Origin of the sequence: Bradyrhizobium sp. U531 (assembly GCF_051710265.1) — a bacterium.
Classification (GTDB): Bacteria; Pseudomonadota; Alphaproteobacteria; order Rhizobiales; family Xanthobacteraceae; genus Bradyrhizobium.
The window spans coordinates 1922743-1943212 of sequence record NZ_JASVEN010000001.1 but is presented as its reverse complement, the minus strand read 5'-3'; the positions used below and the strand labels follow the sequence as shown (position 1 = coordinate 1943212).

The 20470-nt window shown below is 65.9% G+C and carries 18 protein-coding genes; 14 read left to right on the top strand and 4 right to left on the bottom strand.

Annotated features, from left to right (window positions below; all coding sequences use genetic code 11):
- Nucleotides 1-15 precede the first annotated feature (15 nt).
- From QRQ56_RS09590 to QRQ56_RS09575, 4 genes are all read left to right on the top strand, one after another.
- Nucleotides 16-822: a CoA transferase subunit A gene (locus QRQ56_RS09590; RefSeq protein ID WP_438739314.1), complete on the top strand. Its 807-nt coding sequence runs from the start codon at nt 16-18 to the stop codon at nt 820-822.
- On the top strand, nt 819-1565 hold the full coding sequence (locus QRQ56_RS09585; protein WP_438739312.1) for a CoA-transferase: 747 nt from the start codon (nt 819-821) through the stop codon (nt 1563-1565). The genes QRQ56_RS09590 and QRQ56_RS09585 overlap by 4 nt, the downstream gene beginning before the upstream one ends.
- A 601-nt stretch (nt 1566-2166) precedes the next feature.
- On the top strand, nt 2167-3183 hold the full coding sequence (locus QRQ56_RS09580; RefSeq protein WP_438739310.1) for a transporter: 1017 nt from the start codon (nt 2167-2169) through the stop codon (nt 3181-3183).
- Nucleotides 3184-3240: 57 nt separating this feature from the next.
- Nucleotides 3241-4584: a carbohydrate porin gene (locus QRQ56_RS09575; protein ID WP_438740133.1), complete on the top strand. Its 1344-nt coding sequence runs from the start codon at nt 3241-3243 to the stop codon at nt 4582-4584.
- 9 nt (nt 4585-4593) lie between these two features.
- On the opposite strand, the gene QRQ56_RS09570 is transcribed toward QRQ56_RS09575, so the two are convergent.
- From QRQ56_RS09570 to QRQ56_RS09560, 3 genes are all read right to left on the bottom strand, one after another.
- Entirely contained in the window at nt 4594-5889 is a 1296-nt protein-coding gene (locus QRQ56_RS09570; RefSeq protein WP_438739309.1) for an MFS transporter, read from the bottom strand.
- Nucleotides 5890-6000: 111 nt separating this feature from the next.
- Nucleotides 6001-7197 carry an acetyl-CoA C-acyltransferase gene (locus QRQ56_RS09565; RefSeq protein ID WP_438739307.1) on the bottom strand — a complete coding sequence of 399 codons (1197 nt, stop codon included), beginning with the start codon at nt 7195-7197 and terminating at the stop codon, nt 6001-6003.
- A gap of 296 nt (nt 7198-7493) precedes the next feature.
- Nucleotides 7494-8264 carry an enoyl-CoA hydratase gene (locus QRQ56_RS09560; RefSeq protein ID WP_438739305.1) on the bottom strand — a complete coding sequence of 257 codons (771 nt, stop codon included), beginning with the start codon at nt 8262-8264 and terminating at the stop codon, nt 7494-7496.
- A 152-nt stretch (nt 8265-8416) separates the two neighbouring features.
- Between QRQ56_RS09560 and QRQ56_RS09555 the strand changes: the two genes are divergently transcribed.
- Nucleotides 8417-8950 (top strand): PaaI family thioesterase, encoded by a 534-nt coding sequence (locus QRQ56_RS09555; RefSeq protein ID WP_438739304.1) that lies wholly within the window; start codon nt 8417-8419, stop codon nt 8948-8950.
- 64 nt (nt 8951-9014) lie between these two features.
- Nucleotides 9015-9629 carry a TetR/AcrR family transcriptional regulator gene (locus QRQ56_RS09550; RefSeq protein ID WP_438739302.1) on the top strand — a complete coding sequence of 205 codons (615 nt, stop codon included), beginning with the start codon at nt 9015-9017 and terminating at the stop codon, nt 9627-9629.
- A gap of 106 nt (nt 9630-9735) precedes the next feature.
- Here the strand turns inward: QRQ56_RS09550 and QRQ56_RS09545 are convergent, their stop codons facing one another.
- On the bottom strand, nt 9736-10644 hold the full coding sequence (locus tag QRQ56_RS09545) for a LysR family transcriptional regulator (RefSeq protein ID WP_438740132.1): 909 nt from the start codon (nt 10642-10644) through the stop codon (nt 9736-9738).
- A 102-nt stretch (nt 10645-10746) separates the two neighbouring features.
- Here QRQ56_RS09545 and QRQ56_RS09540 point away from each other — a divergent pair, with 102 nt between their 5' ends.
- The 8 genes from QRQ56_RS09540 to QRQ56_RS09505 all read left to right on the top strand — a co-directional run bounded on the left by QRQ56_RS09540 (nt 10747) and on the right by QRQ56_RS09505 (nt 20417).
- On the top strand, nt 10747-12243 hold the full coding sequence (locus QRQ56_RS09540) for a CoA-acylating methylmalonate-semialdehyde dehydrogenase (protein ID WP_438739300.1): 1497 nt from the start codon (nt 10747-10749) through the stop codon (nt 12241-12243).
- A 123-nt stretch (nt 12244-12366) separates the two neighbouring features.
- Nucleotides 12367-13512: an isobutyryl-CoA dehydrogenase gene (locus tag QRQ56_RS09535; RefSeq protein WP_438739298.1), complete on the top strand. Its 1146-nt coding sequence runs from the start codon at nt 12367-12369 to the stop codon at nt 13510-13512.
- Nucleotides 13509-14576, top strand: a complete 1068-nt coding sequence (locus QRQ56_RS09530) for an enoyl-CoA hydratase/isomerase family protein (RefSeq protein WP_438739296.1) — start codon at nt 13509-13511, stop codon at nt 14574-14576. The genes QRQ56_RS09535 and QRQ56_RS09530 overlap by 4 nt, the downstream gene beginning before the upstream one ends.
- Before the next feature lie 25 nt (nt 14577-14601).
- Nucleotides 14602-15732 carry a 3-hydroxyisobutyrate dehydrogenase gene (gene mmsB / locus QRQ56_RS09525; RefSeq protein WP_438739295.1) on the top strand — a complete coding sequence of 377 codons (1131 nt, stop codon included), beginning with the start codon at nt 14602-14604 and terminating at the stop codon, nt 15730-15732.
- Between the two features lie 128 nt (nt 15733-15860).
- On the top strand, nt 15861-17579 hold the full coding sequence (locus QRQ56_RS09520) for an AMP-binding protein (protein ID WP_438739293.1): 1719 nt from the start codon (nt 15861-15863) through the stop codon (nt 17577-17579).
- On the top strand, nt 17580-18059 hold the full coding sequence (locus QRQ56_RS09515) for a MaoC family dehydratase (protein WP_438739291.1): 480 nt from the start codon (nt 17580-17582) through the stop codon (nt 18057-18059). It abuts the gene before it with no gap.
- Between the two features lie 226 nt (nt 18060-18285).
- Nucleotides 18286-19203 carry an SDR family NAD(P)-dependent oxidoreductase gene (locus QRQ56_RS09510; RefSeq protein WP_438739289.1) on the top strand — a complete coding sequence of 306 codons (918 nt, stop codon included), beginning with the start codon at nt 18286-18288 and terminating at the stop codon, nt 19201-19203.
- A complete protein-coding gene (locus tag QRQ56_RS09505; RefSeq protein WP_438740130.1) occupies nt 19200-20417 on the top strand; it encodes an NAD(P)/FAD-dependent oxidoreductase in 1218 nt (405 codons plus the stop codon). The genes QRQ56_RS09510 and QRQ56_RS09505 overlap by 4 nt, the downstream gene beginning before the upstream one ends.
- Nucleotides 20418-20470 lie beyond the last annotated feature (53 nt).

Below are 20470 nucleotides of genomic sequence, written 5' to 3'. Positions count from 1 at the left end.
GGGAGAGGTGACGAGATGACAGACTTCGTAACGCCGCAGGAGATGGCGGAGAGGATACCTTCAGGGTGCAAGCTCGGCCTGGCGCCGGACGACTACGCCGCGGCTCCAGGGCTGGTTCGGATGCTGATCGATCGCGGCATTCGCGATCTCCATGTGGTTTGCGCGCCGATTGGCGGCATGCAGGTCGATATGCTCATCGGCGCCGGTGCCGTGGCGACGCTGGAGACCAGCGCCGTCAGCCTCGGCGAAGCCGGTGGCGCGCCCTGTTTCAGCCGGGCCGTCCGCGATGGATCCATTCGCCTTCGCGATGCGACGTGCCCGGCGGTGTTCGCAGGCCTCACGGCCTCGGAAAAGGGCGTACCGTTCATGCCGATCCGCGGCATCATCGACACCGACGTGCTGAAGAAGCGCGACGACTGGAAGGTGACGTCGAACCCGTTCGACGACGGCGAGAAGATCGTCGTGGTCTCGGCGATCCAGCCCGACATCGCCCTGTTTCACGCGCCCGAAGCGGACCGCTTCGGCAACGTCCGGCTGGGGCGCCGGCGCGAAACCATGCTGCTGGCCCACGCCTCCAAGAAGGCGTTCGTGACCGTCGAGCGCATCTCCGAGACGTCGCTGCTCGAGGACGAGAAGATGGCCGCCGGCGTCTTGCCCGCGATCTATGTCAGCGCGGTGGCAAAGCTGGAAAAGGGCGGATGGCCGACCGGGCTTTACGCCGAATATCCGAGGGACGGGCAGGAAGTCGAAAAATACGCGCGCGCGGCGCGCTCGCTGGAGGGCTTCCAGGCCTACATCCGGGGCGCGGGGAGCGCGGCATGAGCGAGGCGTGCACCAGCCGTGAGCTGATGATCTACACGATCTCCCGGCTGCTGAAGGGCGTGCGGCACGTCGCGGTCGGTCAGTCGTCGCCGATGCCGGCCGCCGGCGCGATGCTGCTGCGCGCACTCAACGAGCGCGACGGAGCGGAGCGCGTGCAGGTCTCGATCCTCGGGTCGGTCAAGCACAACGCGTTCACCGGCGGCGCCGAGGAATTGTTCGATTGCGCCGCGCAGGGACGGCTCGATGCCTTCTTCCTCGGCGGCGGCCAGATCGACGGTCGCGGCAACGTCAATCTCGTCGGCACCGGCGACTATCCGAACAATCCGGTCAGGTGGCCCGGCTCGTTCGGCTCGGCCTATTTGTATTTCCTCGTTCCGCGCGTCATCCTGTTCCGCGAGGAGCACAGCCTGCGATCCCTGGTGGAACGCGTGGACTTCGTGTCCGCCCCTGGGGTCACCGACGAGACCGTCTATCGGCGCGGCGGCCCGCATGCCCTGCTAACCAATGCGGCGTTGTTTTCCTTCGACCGGGAGGCGGGACGGTTTCGCCTGGAGAGCACGCATCCCGGCTATGGCTGGCGCGACATTCGCGGCACGACCGGCTTCGCCTACGACAACGAGCAATGCGAGGTCACGACCCCGTTGCCGGACCAGGCGACGTTGGCGTTGATGCGCGACCGGATTCGCGAAGAGCTGCGCGAATGCTATCCGCAGTTCGCAGGCAACCTGCCGGGGCCGGGGTAGGAAATCGCGTATGGCATTTCGCGAGACCTGAGCGCGCGCCTCGTCCTTCGAGACGGCGCTGACGCGCCTCCTCAGGATGAGGCCAAGCGGCATAGGAGCTTGTCGGAGCCACGGCCACACACTCGGTCCTCATCCTGAGGGCCCGCCGGAGGCGGGCGTCTCGAAGGATGTGCTGCGGGGAAAGCTGCCAGACCATAACCCTGTGAGCCGCCTGCTCCGCATCTCCTCCAAGCCATTGATCTCACTGGTCTCGGCTACTGTGCATGGGGTTGTTTTCTCGTTTTTTTGAGCGCCCCCTGCGCTTGCTCTGTCGCTTGTCGCCGGGCCAGCTCCAAAATTCGCTTTACAAGAATTCGGATATGCCGTATGTCTCGCGCATCCTGCCCGCCGCAAGGGGCGTTTCGCGATCGTCACGAGACGCGGGCCGGGAGGCGGTGGCCGCGCTCGCCCCACGGTGGCTGGCGTCGACGCTACCGGCGGCGGGATCGGGCCCCATCATCAAGCTGTAACACTGACGTAATTGAGTAGCCCGCGTGGGTCCGGAAGAAGATGCCGTCAGCCGTCTTCCGGAGTGGGCAGTCGTTGGCGGTTGAGGGTGATCATGGCCGAGCCTGCGGCGCGTGTCAGCGCGATCGAGAACGCCGATCCCGCCGTTCCCGGCCTGGTCTGGGCGTTCCGCCTGCACGGCGACGGCAGTGCCGAGCCGCTGCCGATCGACCGGCCGATCGAGTTCAGCCATGACGGCCGCCTCTGGCTGCATTTCAACTTGACCGACGGTCGCGTGCGCCCGTGGATCGCGGCATCGACGCTGCCGCCGCTTGCGCGCGAGCTGCTGCTCTCGAACGACACCTTCCAGCAGCTTCACGTCGTCGACCATTGCGTCTACGGCGTGTTCTCCGATCTCGTTCGCGACATCGACAGCGCGACAGAGGAGACCGCCTTCCTGCGCTTCGCCATGACCGAGCGCTTGCTGGTCAGCGGTCGCCATCAGGCGCTATGCGCGGCGGATGCGACGCGGCGCGTGCTCGAAGGCGGCTACCGCGTCGACAATGTCGCCCACCTCCTGGAAAAGATCGTCGACGAGGTCGCCGACACGCTGGATCGGATGGCCGACAAGCTCGGCCTGGAGATCGACGACATCGAGGAGCGGATCCTCGCGGACGAGGTCAGGCCGGAGATGCGCCGCAACCTCGGTCGCCTGCGCCGGACCTGCGTCCGGCTGCATCGCCAGCTTATCGGCCTGCGCGTGCTGTTCCATCGGCTCGACCAGAAGAACACGGATCGTCTTTCGCCCGCGTTGCGCATCCACGCCGGCAAGCTGGCGCAGCGGCTCGACGGGCTCGATCACGACATCGTCGAGCTCAGGGAGCGCAGCCGCCTGCTCGAGGAGGAGCTACGCTTCAAGAACGAGGAGGAGAGCAATCGCCATCTCCCCACGCTCTCCATCGTGACCTCGCTGCTGCTCCCGCCGACGCTGATCACCGGCATTTTCGGCATGAACACGAAGGGCCTGCCGCTGACTGACGTCGAAAGCGGATTCCTCTATGCGGCGGTGTTGATGGCCTCATCCGTCGGTGCGGCCTATCTGTTCATGCGACGCACGGGCATCTTCAGATAGCGCGCATCGATCGTGAGTTGGAGTGCCCGAAAAACCCTGGCGATCGCGCTGACCTGCATGGCGGCGAGCACCGGTGCATTCGCCGGCGCCAAGGACGAGAGCGCGGCCGCTTGGCTGGCGCCGAAATGGTTCAACGAGTGGCACGACGGTCTCGCCGACAAGGGCCTCAACTTCGGCGCCACCTATATCGCCGACAACATCGGCAACGTCACCGGCGGCGTCAAGCGCGGCGCCATCCATTTCGGCCGGCTCGATCTGTCGGTCGACGCCGATCTCGACAAGCTGGTCGGCTGGACTGGCGGGCGCTTCTACGCCAATGCGCTCGTGATCTACGGCCGGGGCCTCTCCCGCAACAATTTGCAAAACCTCGCCACCATCAGCGAGATCGAGGCACTGCCCGACCAGCGGCTCTACAATGCGTATTTCGAGCAGAGCTTTTTCAACGACCGCCTCAACATCCGGGCCGGCCAGCAGGCCGCCGACGTCGAGTTCTTCGACAGCCAGACCGACGATCTCTTCGTCAACGGCACCTTCGGCTGGCCTGCGATCAAGGCGAGCAACCTTCCGGCCGGCGGCCCGGCGCCACCGATCGCAGTCCCCGGCATTCGCATCAGGGCCGCGCTGACGGACACGATCACGGCGTTCGGGGCGGTGTTCAACGGCGATCCGTCGGGACCGGGCGATGCCGATCCGCAGTTGCGCGATCATCACGGCCTGGCATTCCGCGTCAACGATCCGCCCTGGGTGATTGGGCAGGTTCGCTTCAACTACGACATCGATGTCGGAGGACGTCCGCTCGCCGGCAATTTTACGCCGGGCGCCTGGAAGCATTACGGCTCATTCGACAGCCAGCGTTTCACGGCGGAGGGAATGTCGACCGCCGATCCCGGCGGAAGCGGGATCCCTGCGAAACTTCGCGGCAATTACGGGCTCTTTGCGGTGATCGAACAGGTGCTCTATCGGCCGCCGTCGGTCACCGAGAACAGCACCTCGGCTTCGCTCCCCGGCATCACGGCGTTCGGCCGCATCGCCTACAGCCCGCCGGACCGCAACCTGATCGACCTCTATCTCGACGGCGGCATCGGCTTCGTTGGCCTGGTGCCCGGCCGTCCGCTCGACCGGTTCGGCGTGGCGGCCGCCTACATGCGGATATCGAACACCGCGCGCAATCTCGATCTGGAGACGCGGTTCTTCACCGGCGTTCAGAGCCCGGTACGGAGTAACGAGACACTGATCGAGATGATTTACGAAGCGCATATCAAGCCGGGCTGGCTGGTCGCGCCTTACTTTCAATATGTCTTCCGCCCCTCGGGCGGAATCCCGAATCCGGGCGATCCGACCGGGATCTCGCGCATTGGTGACGCCGCGGTGTTCGGCGTCACCACCACAATCAGGTACTAGGCCAGGGTGCTAAGCCATGGCAGGTTTCGGCTGCGGCTTCGGTTGCCGCGACAGCGCCAGCACGATCAGCGCGGCGAACACGCAGAGCGCGCCGGCGATGAAGAACGCGGGCAGATAACTCTGATAGACCGTTCGCGAGAAGCCCGCACCGAAGGCGGCGGTGCCGGCGCCGAGCTGGTGGCCGGCAAAAATCCAGCCGAACACCAGATTGGCGCGCTCGGGTCCGAATTTCTGCGCGGTAAGGCGCACCGTCGGCGGCACGGTCGCGATCCAGTCGAGCCCGTAGAACATCGCGAAGATGGAGAGGCCATAGAACGAGAAATCGCTGAAGGGCAGGAAGATCAGCGACAACCCGCGCAGGCCGTAATACCAGAACAGCAGATAGCGGTTGTCGTAGCGGTCCGACAGCCAGCCCGACATGATCGTGCCGAAGAAGTCGAAGATGCCCATCGCGGCCAGCAGGCTCGCCGCCTGCACCTGCGGGATGCCGAAATCAAGGCACATCGGGATCAGGTGCACCTGGACGAGGCCGTTGGTGGAGGCGCCGCAGACGAAGAAGGTCGCGAACAGGATCCAAAACGCGGTCGACTTCGAGGCGTCGCGCAATGTGCCGAGCGCCACCGCCGTGATCGAGCCGTGATTGACTGGCGGGGCGGGCAGGGGCTCGGTGCCTTCGTCGCCGAGCGGGCGCAGGCCGACATCGCTCGGCCGGTCGCGCATCACCATCAGCACGGCGAATGCGGATACGCCGAGCATGACGCAGACGAAGCCGAGCGCCAGCCGCCAGCCATAGCGTTCGGTGAGGCTTGCCAGCAGCGGCAGGAACACGAGCTGGCCGGTGGCGACGCTCGCGGTCATGATGCCGACCACGAGGCCGCGTCGTGCCGCGAACCAGCGCGTGGCGATGGTGGCGCCCAGCACCAGCGCGGTCATGCCGGTGCCGATGCCGATCACCACGCCCCACAGCGCCACGAGCTGCCAGACTTCGGTCATGCCGAGCGAGAGCACGAGCGCCGAGACCACGATGAGCTGCGCGGTGAGCGTGACGTTGCGCAGGCCATAGCGGTTGAGCAGGGCGGCCGCGAACGGCGCCATCAGCCCGAACAGGATGAAGCGGATCGACAGCGCAGAGGAGATTTCCGCCGTGCTCCAGCCGAACTCCTTCTGCAAGGGCACGATGAACACGCCGGGCGCGCCGACCGTGCCGGCGCTGATCAGCGCGGCGAGGAAGGTCACGCCGACCATCACCCAGCCATAATGAATGTTGCGGCGGGAGAGTGCAGCCGCGAGCCAGTTCGAGATCATTGGGCCTCAATCGTGTTGGCGAGTCCCGCGAGGACCCGCGTCATGCTTCCTGTTTGGCACAGTTTCGGGAAGTCTAAAATGACAGACTTCCCTCAATTTCGGACGCCAGGGCTAGTGCGCGAGCCGCTCCACCGCGATCGCCGTCGCCTCGCCGCCGCCGATGCAGAGCGCGGCGACACCGCGCTTGAGGTTGTTGGCCTCGAGCGCATGCAGCAGCGTCACGATCAGTCGCGCGCCGGTGGCGCCGATCGGGTGGCCGAGCGCACAGGCGCCGCCATTGATGTTCAGCTTGTCGCGGGGGATGCCGAGATCGCGCTGCGCTGCCATCGCCACCACGGCGAATGCCTCATTGATCTCGAACAGGTCGACATCGGAAGCGGCCCAGCCGACCTTGTCGAGCAGCTTGCGGATCGCCGGGATCGGCGCCGTCGTGAACCATTGCGGCTCCTGGCTGTGGGTGGCGTGGCCCTTGATCTCGGCGAGAACGGGCAGGCCGTTCCGATCGGCCAGCGAACGCTTCGCCAGCACCAGCGCCGCCGCGCCGTCGGCATTGGCGGAAGAAGCCGCCGGCGTGATCGTGCCGTTGGCGCGGAATGCCGGCTTGAGGCCGGGGATCTTGGCGGGATCGACCTTCAGCGGATGCTCGTCATTGGCGATGACGCGGGGGCCGGCCTTCTCGGTCAGCGTGATCGGCGTGATCTCGGCCTTGAACGCGCCGCCCTCGACCGCCTTGCGGGCACGGCTGAGCGTCTCCATCGCATAGGCGTCCTGGTCGTTGCGGGTGAATTGGTAGGCCTCCGCGGTCGCCTCGCCGAAATCGCCCATGGAGCGGCCGGTCTCGTAGGCGTCTTCCAGGCCGTCCATCATCATGTGGTCGATGATGCGGTCGTGGCCGACGCGGTAGCCGCCGCGCGCCTTGGCGAGCAAATAGGGTGCATTGCTCATGCTTTCCATGCCGCCGGAGACGACGATCTCGGCCGAGCCGGCGCGGATGATGTCGTGGGCCAGCATGGTCGCCTTCATGCCGGAGCCGCACACCTTGTTGACGGTGGTCGCGCCGGTGGCATCGGGCAGGCCGGCAGCTCGCGCGGCCTGGCGTGCGGGCGCCTGGCCCTGGCCTGCGGGCAGCACGCAGCCCATGAAGACCTCGTCCACCTTCTCCGGCGCGAGCTTTGCCCGCTCCAGCGCCGCGCCGATCACGTGCGAGCCGAGCTTGTGCGCGGCAAGCGGCGACAGCTCGCCCATGAAACGGCCGAGCGGGGTGCGAGCGGCGGAGACGATGACGACGGGATCGGCGGCTTCGGCCATGACGGGGCTCCCTTGGCGGCGACATTTAAAGATGATGATCATCATATGATGCGCCGCAAAAAATGCAACCGCGGCCGGGATGAGAAAATGTCGTGGGTCGGATGAGATTTATTCGTTCGATTGGAGCAGGTGCTTTACCCCGCGGCACGCTGTCATCACCCGCGAAGGCGGGTGATCCAGTATTCCAGAAGCGGTGCGGCCAGAACCGAGAAGGCGCGGCGTACTGGATGCCCCGGTCAAGCCGGGGCATGACACCTATTGCTTGGTCAGAGCCGCGTCAGCGCAGAGGCACAAGCCTACCGCTTCCTGTTCACGAACGCGCCCATCAGCCGTGTCGGCTCATCGGTCAGGAACGACTCGCCGAACACTTTCACGCTCAGATTGACCGACTCCGTCAGCGGCAGCTCCTCCCATTGCCGCAGCAGTGCCTTCTGCGAGCGCAACGCTTCGGGGCCGCATTCGAGCAGCGCCTTCACGACGTGCTCGACCTCGGCATCGAGGCCGCCTTCGGCCGCGACCTTGTCGACCAGGCCCCAGGAGAGCGCGGTCGATGCATCGATGTTCTCCGCCGTCATCACCAGCCAGCGCGCGCGGGCCCAGCCGATCAGGCGCGGCAGCAGGGCGGCGTGGATCACCGAGGGAATGCCGACGCGCACCTCCGGCATGCCGAAATGCGCATCATGCGCGGCGATGCGGAAGTCGCAGGCGGCGGCGACTTCCAGCCCGCCACCGAGGCACCAGCCGGGCATGCGCGCGATGACGGGGGCGGGGAACTGGCGCACCGCCTCGCAGAGATCGCGCAGGCGGCTGATGAAGGCCTCGGCCGATTTCTGCTCGAGCTTCGCCATCTCCTTGATGTCGGCGCCGCCGATCATGCTCTTCTCGCTCTGGCCGCGCAGCACGAGGACGCGGATGCTGCGGTCGGAGGCAAGCTGCTGCAGGCCCTCGCGCACGGCGTCGGTCACCGGCGAGCCGAGAATGTTGAGGGGGCCGGCGTTGCAGATCGCGACATGGACGACGCCGCGCGTATCGCGCGTCACGCCGCAATGGTGGTTGAGCATTTCCATCGTGGGATCTCGATCGACTTTGGTTGGCGCGCAAGGCGCGGTGATCGGATCACTTCCGGGTCCAAACCCCGGCTTGTCAAGCGGGCAGGAGGGTGAGTTGCCAGCACGAAGTCCGCAGCATAGTATGATGTATGTCATATTAAGAGGTGGCCATGACCGACATCGATCAACCCGACCTGTTTTCGCCGGCGCAGCGGCGCGAGCGCGTGGTGGACTGGCAGGTTCCTGTGCCGGTCGCGAAAGCGGCGATGGGCCTGTCCGGCATGGATGCCATGCTGGGGATTCGCGATGGCCGCCTGCCGCCACCGCCCTTCGCCAAGCTGATCGGCTTCACCATGGCCGTGGTCGAGCCAGGGCGGATCGTCATGGAACTGGAGCCGCGCGAGGATCTCGAAAACACCATTGGGCTGATTCACGGTGCGACCGCCGCGGCGCTGCTCGATACCGCCATGGGTTGCGCCATCTCGACCCGGCTCGAGGCCGGCCAGGGCTCGGTCACGCTGGAGTTGAAACTGGCCTTCCTGCGTCCGCTCTCGGTCCGTTCCGGGGTGATCTCGGCCGAGGGCAAGGTGATCAAGCTGGGGCGGCAGACCAGCTATACCGAAGGCTTCGTCCGCGACGGAAAGGGCGCCCTTGCGGTGCATGCAACTGCAACGTTTTCCATGATCGGCAGCAACTTAACATGAATTAATGCACCCAATCCGCGCTTGGCGTGTTATGAGATGACCCTCGACATCCAATGAGTCCAGCATGCGCTATTCCCGGGAACACAAGCAGGAAACCCACGACCGCATCGTGAAGAAGGCCTCGGTGCGGCTGCGGGAGAAGGGCGCCCACGGCATTGGCGTCGCCGACCTCATGAAGGAGGCCGGCCTGACTCATGGCGGCTTCTACGCGCATTTCGATTCCCGCGAGGCGCTGGTGATCGAGGCCTTCGGCTACGCCATGGACCGCTCGATGGAGCACTGGCGCAAGATCACCGATGAGGTGTCGCCGGAGAAGCGGCTGACGCTGATCGCGGAGGCCTATCTCTCGGCGCTGCACCGGGACAATCCCGGCCATGGCTGCTCGATCCCCGCGCTGGGCGCCGAGATCGCCCGCGAGAGCCCGAAAACACGCAAGGCGTTCGCCGGGAAGCTCGACGAGATGATCGAGCTGATGGCGGACTACATCCCGAACACGCCGCGCAAGGCCGCGCGCAAGCAGGCGATCGCGACGCTGGCGACCATGGCAGGTACCATGTTGCTTTCGCGCATCGCCGGCGCCAGCGAGCTGTCCGACGAGGTGCTCAAAGCGGGCAAGGACACCGCGCTCGAGGTCACGAAGCGCGAGCCGAAGGCGGCGGCGAAGAAGGCAAAGAATTAGGCGAGCTGCCGTAGGGTGGGCGAAGCGAAGCGTGCCCACGAGTACGCGCGAGCCGAAAGAGATGGTGGGCACGGCGCTTCGCGCCTTTGCCTACCCTACGAGACCTTCATCGCCCCGCAAATAACGCCCGCTCGCGCTCCACGATCTCGCTGACGTAATCCGCGACCGCACGTATGCGCGCGAGATCCTTGCTGTCGGCGTGCATCAGCATCCAGAACGTCCGGGTGATCGAGATCTCCTCAGGCAGCACGGCTTTGAGCTGCGGATAATCGCTCGCCATGAAGTGGGGCAGCACCGCGATGCCGAAGCCGGAGAGGGTGGCGTTGAGCTGCGCGATCAGGTTGGCGCTGCGGAAACGCGCGGAGATCCGCGGCGACACCTGCGGCAGGTAATCGAGCTCCGGCGTGAACAGCAGCTCCTCGATGTAGCCGACGAAGCGGTGCTGCGGCAGCATTTCGCGCGAGGTGATGGCCGGGAAACGGTCGAGATAAGCGGGAGCGGCATAAAGCCCGAGGCGGTAGTCCAGCAGCTTGCGGCCGACGATGCGGCCTTCCTTCGGCATGGTCAGGCTGATGGCGATGTCGGCCTCGCGCTTGGAGAGGCTGAACAGTCGGGCGGTCGCGACGAGTTGCAGGTCGAGGTCGGGATAGCGGTCGGCGAAGGGCGCCAGCCGCGGCGCCAGGAAGGCGGTGCCGAACCCGTCGGGCGCGCCGATCCGCACCGTACCGGTCAGCCGCGCCACGGAGCCGCCGACCTGCTCCTGGTTGGCGACGATGGTCGATTCCATGGCTTCGGCGCTGTCGGCGACGCGTTGGCCGGCCTCGGTGAGGAGGTAGCCGGTTTTGCGGCGGTCAAACAGCTTGGCCGACAGGTGCTTCTCCAGCCGGTCGACGCGGCGGATGACGGTCGCATGGTCGACGCCGAGCTGTTTTGCCGCAGCCGACACCGAGCCGCCCCGCACGATGGCCAGCACGAAGCGAAAGTCGTCCCAATCGATAGCGCCTTGATCCAGCATTTTCGCACATCTATGGTGCATTATCTCAGACTTGAATCCTAATAAATGCAGGTCGATAGGATTTGTCAAAGCGTTCAAGCTCGGCCTCAAGGAGATCATTCCATGCGTTCAGTCGGACATTTCATCGGTGGCAAGGAAGTTAAGGGCACCTCGGGCCGCACCGCCGACGTCTTCGAGCCGATGACCGGCGACGTCCAAGCCAAGGTCGCGCTGGCGTCCAAGGCCGAGGTCCGCGCCGCCGTCGAGAACGCCCGCGCCGCGCAGCCGGAATGGGCAGCGACCAACCCGCAGCGCCGCGCCCGCGTCATGTCGAAGTTCGTCGAGCTGGTGCAGCGCGACTACGACAAGCTCGCCGAGCTGCTGGCGCGCGAGCACGGCAAGACCGTTCCCGATGCGAAGGGCGACATCCAGCGCGGCCTCGAAGTCGCCGAGTTTGCCTGCGGCATCCCGCACCTGATGAAGGGCGAGTACACCGAGGGCGCCGGCCCCGGCATCGACATCTACTCGATGCGCCAGGCGCTCGGCGTCGTCGCCGGCATCACGCCGTTCAACTTCCCGGCGATGATCCCGATGTGGAAGTTCGCGCCCGCGATTGCCTGCGGCAACGCCTTCATCCTCAAGCCGTCCGAGCGCGATCCCGGCGTGCCGATGCTGCTCGCCGAGCTGATGATCGAGGCGGGCCTGCCGGCCGGCATCCTCAACGTCGTCAACGGCGACAAGGAAGCGGTCGACGCCATCCTGGACGATCCCGATATCAAGGCCGTCGGCTTTGTCGGCTCGACGCCGATCGCGCAGTACATCTATGAGCGCGCCGCCCAGACCGGCAAGCGCTGCCAGTGCTTCGGTGGTGCCAAGAACCACGCCATCATCATGCCGGACGCCGACATGGACCAGGCCGTCGACGCGCTGATCGGCGCGGGCTACGGCTCGGCGGGCGAGCGCTGCATGGCCGTCTCGGTCGCCGTTCCCGTCGGCAAATCCACCGCCGACCGGCTGATGGAAAAGCTGATCCCGCGCGTCGAGTCGCTCAAGATCGGCACCTCGATCGATCCGTCGGCTGATTACGGCCCGCTGGTCACGCGCGAGGCGGTCGAGAAGGTCAAGGGCTACATCGACATCGGCATCAAGGAAGGCGCGACGCTGGCCGTGGACGGCCGCGGCTTCAAGATGCAGGGCTACGAGAAGGGCTTCTATCTCGGCGGCTCGCTGTTCGACAACGTCACCAAGGACATGCGGATCTACAAGGAAGAGATCTTCGGCCCGGTGCTCTCGGTCGTGCGCGCGCACGACTACAAGGAAGCGCTGGCGCTGCCGTCCGACCACGACTACGGCAACGGCGTCGCCATCTTCACCCGCGACGGCGATGCCGCGCGCGACTTCGCGGCCAAGGTCAACGTCGGCATGGTCGGCATCAACGTGCCGATCCCGGTGCCGATCGCCTATTACACCTTCGGCGGCTGGAAGAAGTCGGGCTTCGGCGATCTCAACCAGCACGGCCCGGACTCGATCCGCTTCTACACCAAGACCAAGACGGTGACCTCGCGTTGGCCGTCCGGCGTCAAGGAAGGTGCGGAGTTCTCGATCCCGCTGATGAAGTGAACTCGCTCAGCCGTCATTGCGAGGAGCCCTTGCGACGAAGCAATCCAGACCGTCTCCGCGGAGGGATGCTGGATTGCTTCGCTGCGCTCGCAATGACGATGGAGTGAAAGGGTAGGCCCCAGCATGCAGTTCGCTCTGAACGAGGATCAGGTCGCGGTTCGCGACATGGCGCTGGCGTTTGCGGCGGAAAAGATCGCGCCGCATGCGCTGCGCTGGGACGAGGAAAAGCATTTCCCCGTTGACGTGATGCGCGAAGCCGCCACGCTCGGCATGGGCGGCATCTACATCCGCGAGGATGTCGGGGGATCCGCGATGACGCGGTTCGACGCGGCGCTGATCTTCGAGGCGCTGGCGACAGGTTGTCCGACCACCTCGGCCTTCATCTCGATCCACAACATGGCGAGCTGGATGATCGATGCCTTCGGCAGCGACACCCAGCGCCAAAAATGGCTGCCGAAGCTCTGTTCGATGGAGCTGATCGCGAGTTACTGCCTGACCGAGCCGGGCGCCGGCTCGGACGCGGCAGCGCTGCGCACCCGCGCCGTGCGCGACGGCGATGACTACGTCCTCAACGGCCAGAAGCAGTTCATCTCCGGCGCCGGCGGCACGGATCTCTTGGTCGCGATGGTGCGCACCGGCGGTGACGGTCCCGGCGGCATCTCGACCCTCGTCATCGACGGCAAGACGCCGGGCGTCTCCTTCGGCGCCAATGAGCGCAAGATGGGCTGGAACGCGCAGCCGACCCGCGCGGTGATCTTCGAGAACGCCCGCGTGCCCGTCGCCAACCGGCTGAGCGAGGAGGGTGTCGGCTTCAAGATCGCGATGGCCGGCCTCGATGGCGGCCGCCTCAACATCACGGCGTGCTCGCTCGGTGGTGCCCAGACCGCGCTCGACAAGGCGCGCGCATACATGAAGGAGCGCAAGGCGTTCGGAAAGCGCCTCGACGAATTCCAGGCGCTGCAATTCAAGCTCGCCGACATGGCGATCGAGCTCGAGGCCGCGCGCACCTTCCTGTGGCGCGCCGCGGCGGCGCTGGACCGCAAGGACCCCGACGCCACCATGCTGTGTGCCATGGCGAAGCGTTTCGGCACCGATGTCGGCTTCGAGGTTGCCAACCATGCGCTGCAGCTTCACGGCGGCTACGGCTATCTCAGCGAGTACGGCATCGAGAAGATCGTGCGTGATCTGCGTGTGCACCAGATCCTCGAAGGCACCAATGAAATCATGCAGCTCATCGTGGCGCGCAAACTGATCGAGGGCGCGCGATGACCGGGGCGGAAGAGGGCGATCTCGTCGCCCGCGTCGAAGGCGCGGCGGGCATCATCAGGCTCAACCGTCCCAAGGCGATCAACGCCGTCACGCTGGAGATGTTTCGCGACATCGAGAAGGCGCTTGACCGTTTCGAGGCCGATCCTGAAGTCGCGGTGATCGTGCTGGAAGGCTCCGGCGAGCGGGGGCTCTGTGCCGGCGGTGACATCCGCACGCTGTGGGAGAGCTCGAAGGTCAACGGCGATCTCGGCAAGATCCTGTGGCGCGAGGAGTACATCCTCAACGCCCGGATCAAGAAATTCCCGAAGCCCTATGTCGCCTTCATGGACGGCATCGTGATGGGCGGCGGCGTCGGCCTGTCCGCCCACGCCAGCCACCGCGTCGTCACGGATTGCACCCGGCTCGCGATGCCCGAAGTCGGGCTCGGCTTCTTCCCCGATGTCGGCGGTACCTATCTGCTGTCGCATTCGCCGGGCGAGATCGGCACTTATTTCGGGCTGACCGGCCAGACCATGAACGGGCCGGACGCGATCCACGCCAAATTCGCCGATTGGGTGGTGCCGGCGGTGAAATTGCCCGAGCTGCGCGAGGCGCTGACGAAGGTGCGTGCAGGTGCGAGTGCCGCCGATGTCGGCAAGCTCATCGGCGGCTTTGCGACCGGTGAGACCGCCGGGCCGGTGGCCGCGAAGGAGCCGGTCATCGATGCGCTGTTCGGCTTCGACCGGATGGAGGACATCGTCGCGGCGCTGAAGCGCGACGGCTCGGAATTCGCGCTTGCGACGCTGAAGACGCTCAGTGAAAAATCGCCGCGCGGCATGGTGGTGACGCTGAAGCTGCTGCGGCTCGCGCGCGCGTCGACGAGCCTCGAAGAATGCCTGGTGCGCGAATATCGCGCCGCGCTGGAAGTGTTCCGCAGCGACGATTTTCGCGAAGGCGTGCGCGCCGCCGTGATCGACAAGGACCGCAACCCGAGCTGGTCGCCGCAAGCAATCGAGGACGTCACGCCGCAGATGCTTGCGCCGTATCTCGCCGAGATCGGCGCGGACGAGCTGAAGTTCACATAGAACGAAAGATATCTGAGATGAGCCGATGCGGCCGAGATCGCGGTGCACCCTCTCCCCTTGTGGGAGAGGGTGGCTGCGCGGAGCGCAGCCGGGTGAGGGGTTCTCTCCGCGCATTCATCTTCCGGCTGCATACGCCGAGAGAACCCCTCATCCGCCTCGCTTCGCGAGGCACCTTCTCCCACAAGGGGAGAAGGGAAGAGGCCGGCAGCTCGCTCGACCTGATTTCATCGTGCTTCAATCAACGAAACGTCTAGCGGAGGAAACGACAATGGCCACGATCGCATTCATTGGTCTGGGCAACATGGGCGGCCCGATGGCGGCCAACCTCGTCAAGGCCGGCCACAAGGTGGTGGCGTTTGATCTCGTCGAGGCCTCGCGCGCGCAGGCTAAGGCCGACGGCGCCGGCATTGCCGACAGCGCAGCCGGCGCGGTGAAGGGTGCCGATGTCGTCGTCACCATGCTTCCCGCAGGCAAGCACGTGCTCGGTGTCTGGAACGAGGTCGTTCCTGCCATGACCAGGGGCGCGCTGATCATCGACAGCTCCACCATCGACGTCGAGAGCGCGAGGGCCGCGCATGCGCTCGCCGCCAAGAGCGGTGTGCTCTCGGTCGATGCGCCGGTCTCCGGCGGCACCGGCGGCGCCAAGGGCGGGACGCTCACCTTCATGTGCGGCGGCGACGACAAGGCGTTTGCGGCGGCAAAGCCGGTGCTGGAGAACATGGGCAAGAAGATCGTCCATTGCGGCGGCGGCGGCGCGGGGCAGGCGGCCAAGATCTGCAACAACATGATCCTCGGCATCTCCATGATCGCCGTGAGCGAGGCGTTTGCGCTCGGCGAGAAGCTCGGCCTCTCGCATCAGGCGCTGTTCGACGTCGCCTCGACCTCGTCGGGCCAGTGCTGGTCGCTGACCACATATTGCCCGGTGCCCGGTCCGGTGCCGACCTCGCCGGCGAACAACGACTACAAGCCGGGCTTCGCTTCGGCGCTGATGGTGAAGGATCTGACGCTGGCTCAGGACGCCGCGAAGGCCGCCGGCGCGGCGACGCCGCTCGGCAAGCATGCGCAGGAGATCTATCAGTCTTTCGACGCAGCAGGTCAGGGCGGGGTGGATTTTTCCGGAATTATCAAGCACGTTCGCAGCCTCGCTGGAAAATAGCGGGGCTTCGTAGCCCGGATGGAGCGAAGCGAAATCCGGGACAATTCCCTCGACTGGCGCGGCCGGCCCCGGATTGCGCTCCGCTCCATCCGGGCTACGTTCGAAAACCAATTCGACGGGCCCGGATCATGACGACATTTCAGGAAGCGCGCGCGTTCCTTCTGCAACACCGGACGGATTACCAGACGGCGGTCAAAGGCTTCCGCTGGCCGGATCCGGTTCCCTTCAACTGGGCGCTCGACTGGTTCGACGCCGAGCTGGCCACCAATGCGGAGTCCAAGGACCAGCCCGCGCTCTGGATCGTCGACGCCGCGCAGGATCGGCAGACCAAGCTGTCCTTCGCAGCGCTCTCGAAGCGCTCCAACCAGGTCGCGAACTTCCTGCGCGCGCAGGGCCTGAAGCGCGGCGATCATCTCTTGTTGCTGCTCGGCAATGTGGTTCCGCTGTGGGAGACCATGCTGGCCGCGATGAAGCTCGGCGTCGTCGTGATTCCCGCAACCACGTTGCTCACGGCGGAGGAACTGCGCGACCGGCTGGATCGCGGCAGGGCCAAGGCGGTGGTCGCCGCCGAAGACCAGGTCGCGAAATTCGCAAGCCTCGGTGCCGAAAATGTCGTGCGCATCGTGGTCGGCGCCGCCGCCGATGGCTGGCTCGCTTACGATGATTCCGCAAAGGCCTCCGAGAGTTTTGCGGCGGACGGTGCGACCAACGCCGATGACCCGATGCTGCTCTATTTCACCTCGGGCACCACGGCAAAACCGAAGCTGGTGCGGCACAGCCAGCGCAGCTATCCCGTCGGGCATCTGTCGACCATGTACTGGATCGGGCTGAAGCCCGGCGACGTCCATCTCAACATCTCGTCACCCGGCTGGGCCAAGCATGCCTGGAGCTGCTTCTTCGCGCCGTGGAACGCGGGCGCCACTGTGTTCGTGGTCAACCAGCCGCGCTTCGATGCGAAAGCGCTGCTCGCCACCGTCGGCCGCTGCGGCGTCACCACGCTGTGCGCGCCGCCGACGGTGTGGCGGCTCTTCATCCAAGAGAACCTTGCGTCGTTCAAGGTGAGCTTGCGCGAAGTCTGCGGCGCCGGCGAGCCGCTCAATCCTGAGGTGATCGACCAGGTGCAGGCCGCCTGGGGGCTCACCATCCGCGACGGCTACGGCCAGACCGAGACGACCGCGCTCGCCGGCAATTCGCCCGGTCAGCCTATCAAGATCGGTTCGATGGGCCGGCCGCTTCCGGGCTATCGCGTGCAGGTCAGCGATGCCGATGGTCACCCGGCGAAGGAGGGCGAGGTGGCGCTGGTGCTCGGCGCCGACCGCCCCGCCGGCCTGATGCAGGGCTATCAGGGCGACGATGGTAAATTGGCCGGTGCGGAAGGCGCGCTCTATCGCAGCGGCGATGTCGTGTTCGAAGACGAGGACGGCTATCTCACCTTCGTCGGCCGCTCCGACGACGTGTTCAAATCCTCCGACTACCGCATCAGCCCGTTCGAGCTGGAGAGCGTGCTGCTCGAGCATGAGCTCGTCGCCGAAGCCGCGGTGGTGCCGAGCCCGGATCCCATCCGGCTCGCGATCCCAAAAGCCTTCGTGCTGCTGACCTCGGGCGCGGCGCGCTCGCCGGAGACGGCGCTCTCGATCTTCCAGCACCTGCACACGCGCCTTGCGCCGTTCAAGCGTATCCGCCGCCTCGAAATCGTCACCGAGCTGCCGAAGACGATCTCTGGCAAAATCCGCCGCGTGCAGCTACGACGGCTCGAGCGCGACGACGATCGCAACGATCCGCTGCGCGGCCGGGAATTCCGTGAGGAGGATTTCCCGGAACTGGCGAAAACACGGAGTGAGACCTAAGTGAACCAAATCTGGAAGTCGGCGCCGATCACGCTTCAGGCCTATCAGGGCCTGGTCGGCAAGGAGATCGGCGTGTCGTCCTGGCACGTGATCGACCAGCCCCGCATCGACAGCTATGCCGACGTGACCGAGGATCATCAATTCATCCATGTCGATCCCGAGCGCGCGAAGAAGGAGACCGCCTTCGGCACCACCATCGCGCACGGCTTCCTGACGATGTCGATGCTGTCGGTGATGTCCTATGAGGTGATGCCGGCGATTGCGGGCACCACGATGGGCGTCAATTACGGCTTCGACAAGCTGCGCTTCATCTCGCCGGTCCGCTCGGGCAAGCGCATCCGCGGCCGTTTCGTGCTGGCCGAAGCCAAGCTCCGCAAGCCCGGCGAGTTGCAGTCCCGCACCAACGTGACGGTGGAGATCGAGGGCGAGGACAAGCCGGCGCTGGTCGCGGAGTGGCTGGGCCTGATCTATTTCGCGTGAGACGAGGCGTCGTTGCCGGGCTTGACCCGGCAACCCATCGCTGCTCAAAAAGCGGCAAAGAGCGGGGTCTTACCCTCTCCCCTTGTGGGAGAGGGTGCCTCGCGGAACGCGAGGCGGGTGAGGGGTCTCTCTCCGCGAGCGCGACTGCCGAGAGAGACCCCTCATCCGGCGCTTCGCGCCACCTTCTCCCACAAGGGGAGAAGGGAAGAATAGAGATTTTGACACAATGGCAATCAGGTTCGACGGACGCGTCGCCATCGTCACCGGCGCAGGCAATGGTCTCGGCAAGGCGCATGCGCTGGGCTTGGCCAGCCGCGGCGCGAAGGTCGTGGTCAACGATTTCGGCGGCGCGCGCGACGGCAGCGGCGGCTCGCTGTCGCCGGCCGAAGCCGTGGTCGAGGAGATCCGCAAGGCGGGCGGCACCGCGATGGCCGACGGCGCCGATGTCTCCAATTTCGAACAGGTCACTGCAATGGTCGAGCGCGCCGCCAAGGAGTGGGGCAGCGTAGATTTGATGTGCGCCAATGCCGGCATCCTGCGCGACAAGTCGTTCGGCAAGATGGAAGCCGCCGATTTCCAGAAGGTGCTCGACGTGCATCTCGTCGGCACCTTCTATTGCTGCAAGGCCGCCTGGGCCGGCATGCGCGACCGCAATTACGGCCGCATCGTTTTGACGACCTCGTCCTCCGGCCTGTACGGTAATTTCGGCCAGGCCAATTACGGCGCTGCGAAATCCGGCATGGTCGGCCTGATGAACGTGCTCGCGGAAGAGGGCCGCAAGACCAATATTCGCGTCAACATCATCTCGCCGACGGCGGCGACCCGCATGACCGAGGAGTTGCTGCCGCCGCAGGCGTTGCAGCTGATGAAGCCGAACGCGATCACGCCCGCGGTCGAGTACATGCTGAGCGAGGACGCGCCGACCCGCACCATCATGGGCGCCGGTGCCGGCTCCTTCGCGGTCATCAAGATCCTGGAGAGCGAAGGCATCAACCTGCCGGAGGCCGAATGGACGCCTGACGCGGTCGCCGCGCATTTCGCTGAGATCAGCGACATGTCGAAGGCCAGGGCGCTGACGGGCGCGTTCGAGCAGACTCAGAAATACGTGGCGCAGGCGGCGGCACGGGCGGGGATCAAGCTCTGACGGACGTCGTCGTCATCGGTGCCGGTCCCGCCGGGCTGATGGCGGCGGAAGTGCTGGCGCAGGGCGGCGCGCGCGTCACCGTGTACGACGCGATGCCGTCAGCGGGGCGCAAGTTGCTGATGGCGGGCCGCGGCGGGCTCAATCTCACCCACAGCGAACCGCTCGCCCAGTTCATGGCGCGGTACCGTGAGGCGGCGCCGAAGCTGCAAGCCGCGATCGATGCCTTTTCGCCGGACGCGTTGCGGGCATGGAGCGAAGCACTGGGCGAGCCGACTTTCGTCGGCACCAGCGGCCGCGTGTTTCCGAGGGCGTTCAAGGCCTCGCCCTTGCTCCGCGCCTGGCTGCGCCGGCTCGATGCCAGCGGCGTGCGGTTTGCCTTCCGCCATCGCTGGACCGGCTGGGATAGCGAGGGGCGGCTACAGTTTCGCACGCCAGGTGGGGTCGTGCCCGTCGTTGCCGCCGCGACCGTAATCGCGCTTGGCGGTGCAAGCTGGCCGCGGCTCGGCTCGGATGGCTCCTGGGTCGAGCTCCTCGCTGCCAAAGGCGTTGCCATCTCGAAGCTGCGGCCGGCCAATTCCGGCTTCACGGTCGCCTGGTCGAATGTGTTCCGCGATCGCTTCGAGGGCCAGCCACTCAAGGGCGTGGCGTTGACGATCGGTGCGCATACGGTGCGCGGCGAGGCGATGATCACGCGAGGCGGAATCGAGGGCGGCGCGATCTACGCGCTGTCGGCGGAGCTGCGCGAGGCGGTGCTGGGTCTCGGGCAGGCGCGGCTTTCGATCGCATTGCGGCCCGACCTCGACGCCGCCGCGTTGACGACCCGGCTATCGGGGGTGCGCGGCAAGCAATCGCTCGCGAACTTCCTGCGCAAGGCCGCGCAATTATCGCCGGTCGGCATCGGTCTGATGCAGGAGGCGGCCATCGCGTCCGGCCGGACGCTGGCAGCGTTCTCGCCGGCCGAGCTTGCAGAGCTGATCAATGCCATTCCGGTCCAGCTCACCGGCGTCGCCCCGATCGAGCGTGCGATCTCGACGGCGGGCGGCATCACCTTCGACGAGCTCGATGACCGCTACATGCTGCGTAAATTGCCGGGCGTGTTCGCCGCCGGCGAGATGCTGGACTGGGAAGCGCCGACCGGCGGCTATCTGCTGCAGGCCTCGTTTGCTACCGGCGCTGCGGCGGGCAGGGGTGTGTTGGCGCGGCTTAACTTGTAGGATGGGTAGAGCGCAGCGAAACCCATCACCTGAAGCCTTGCGCTAGTCATGAT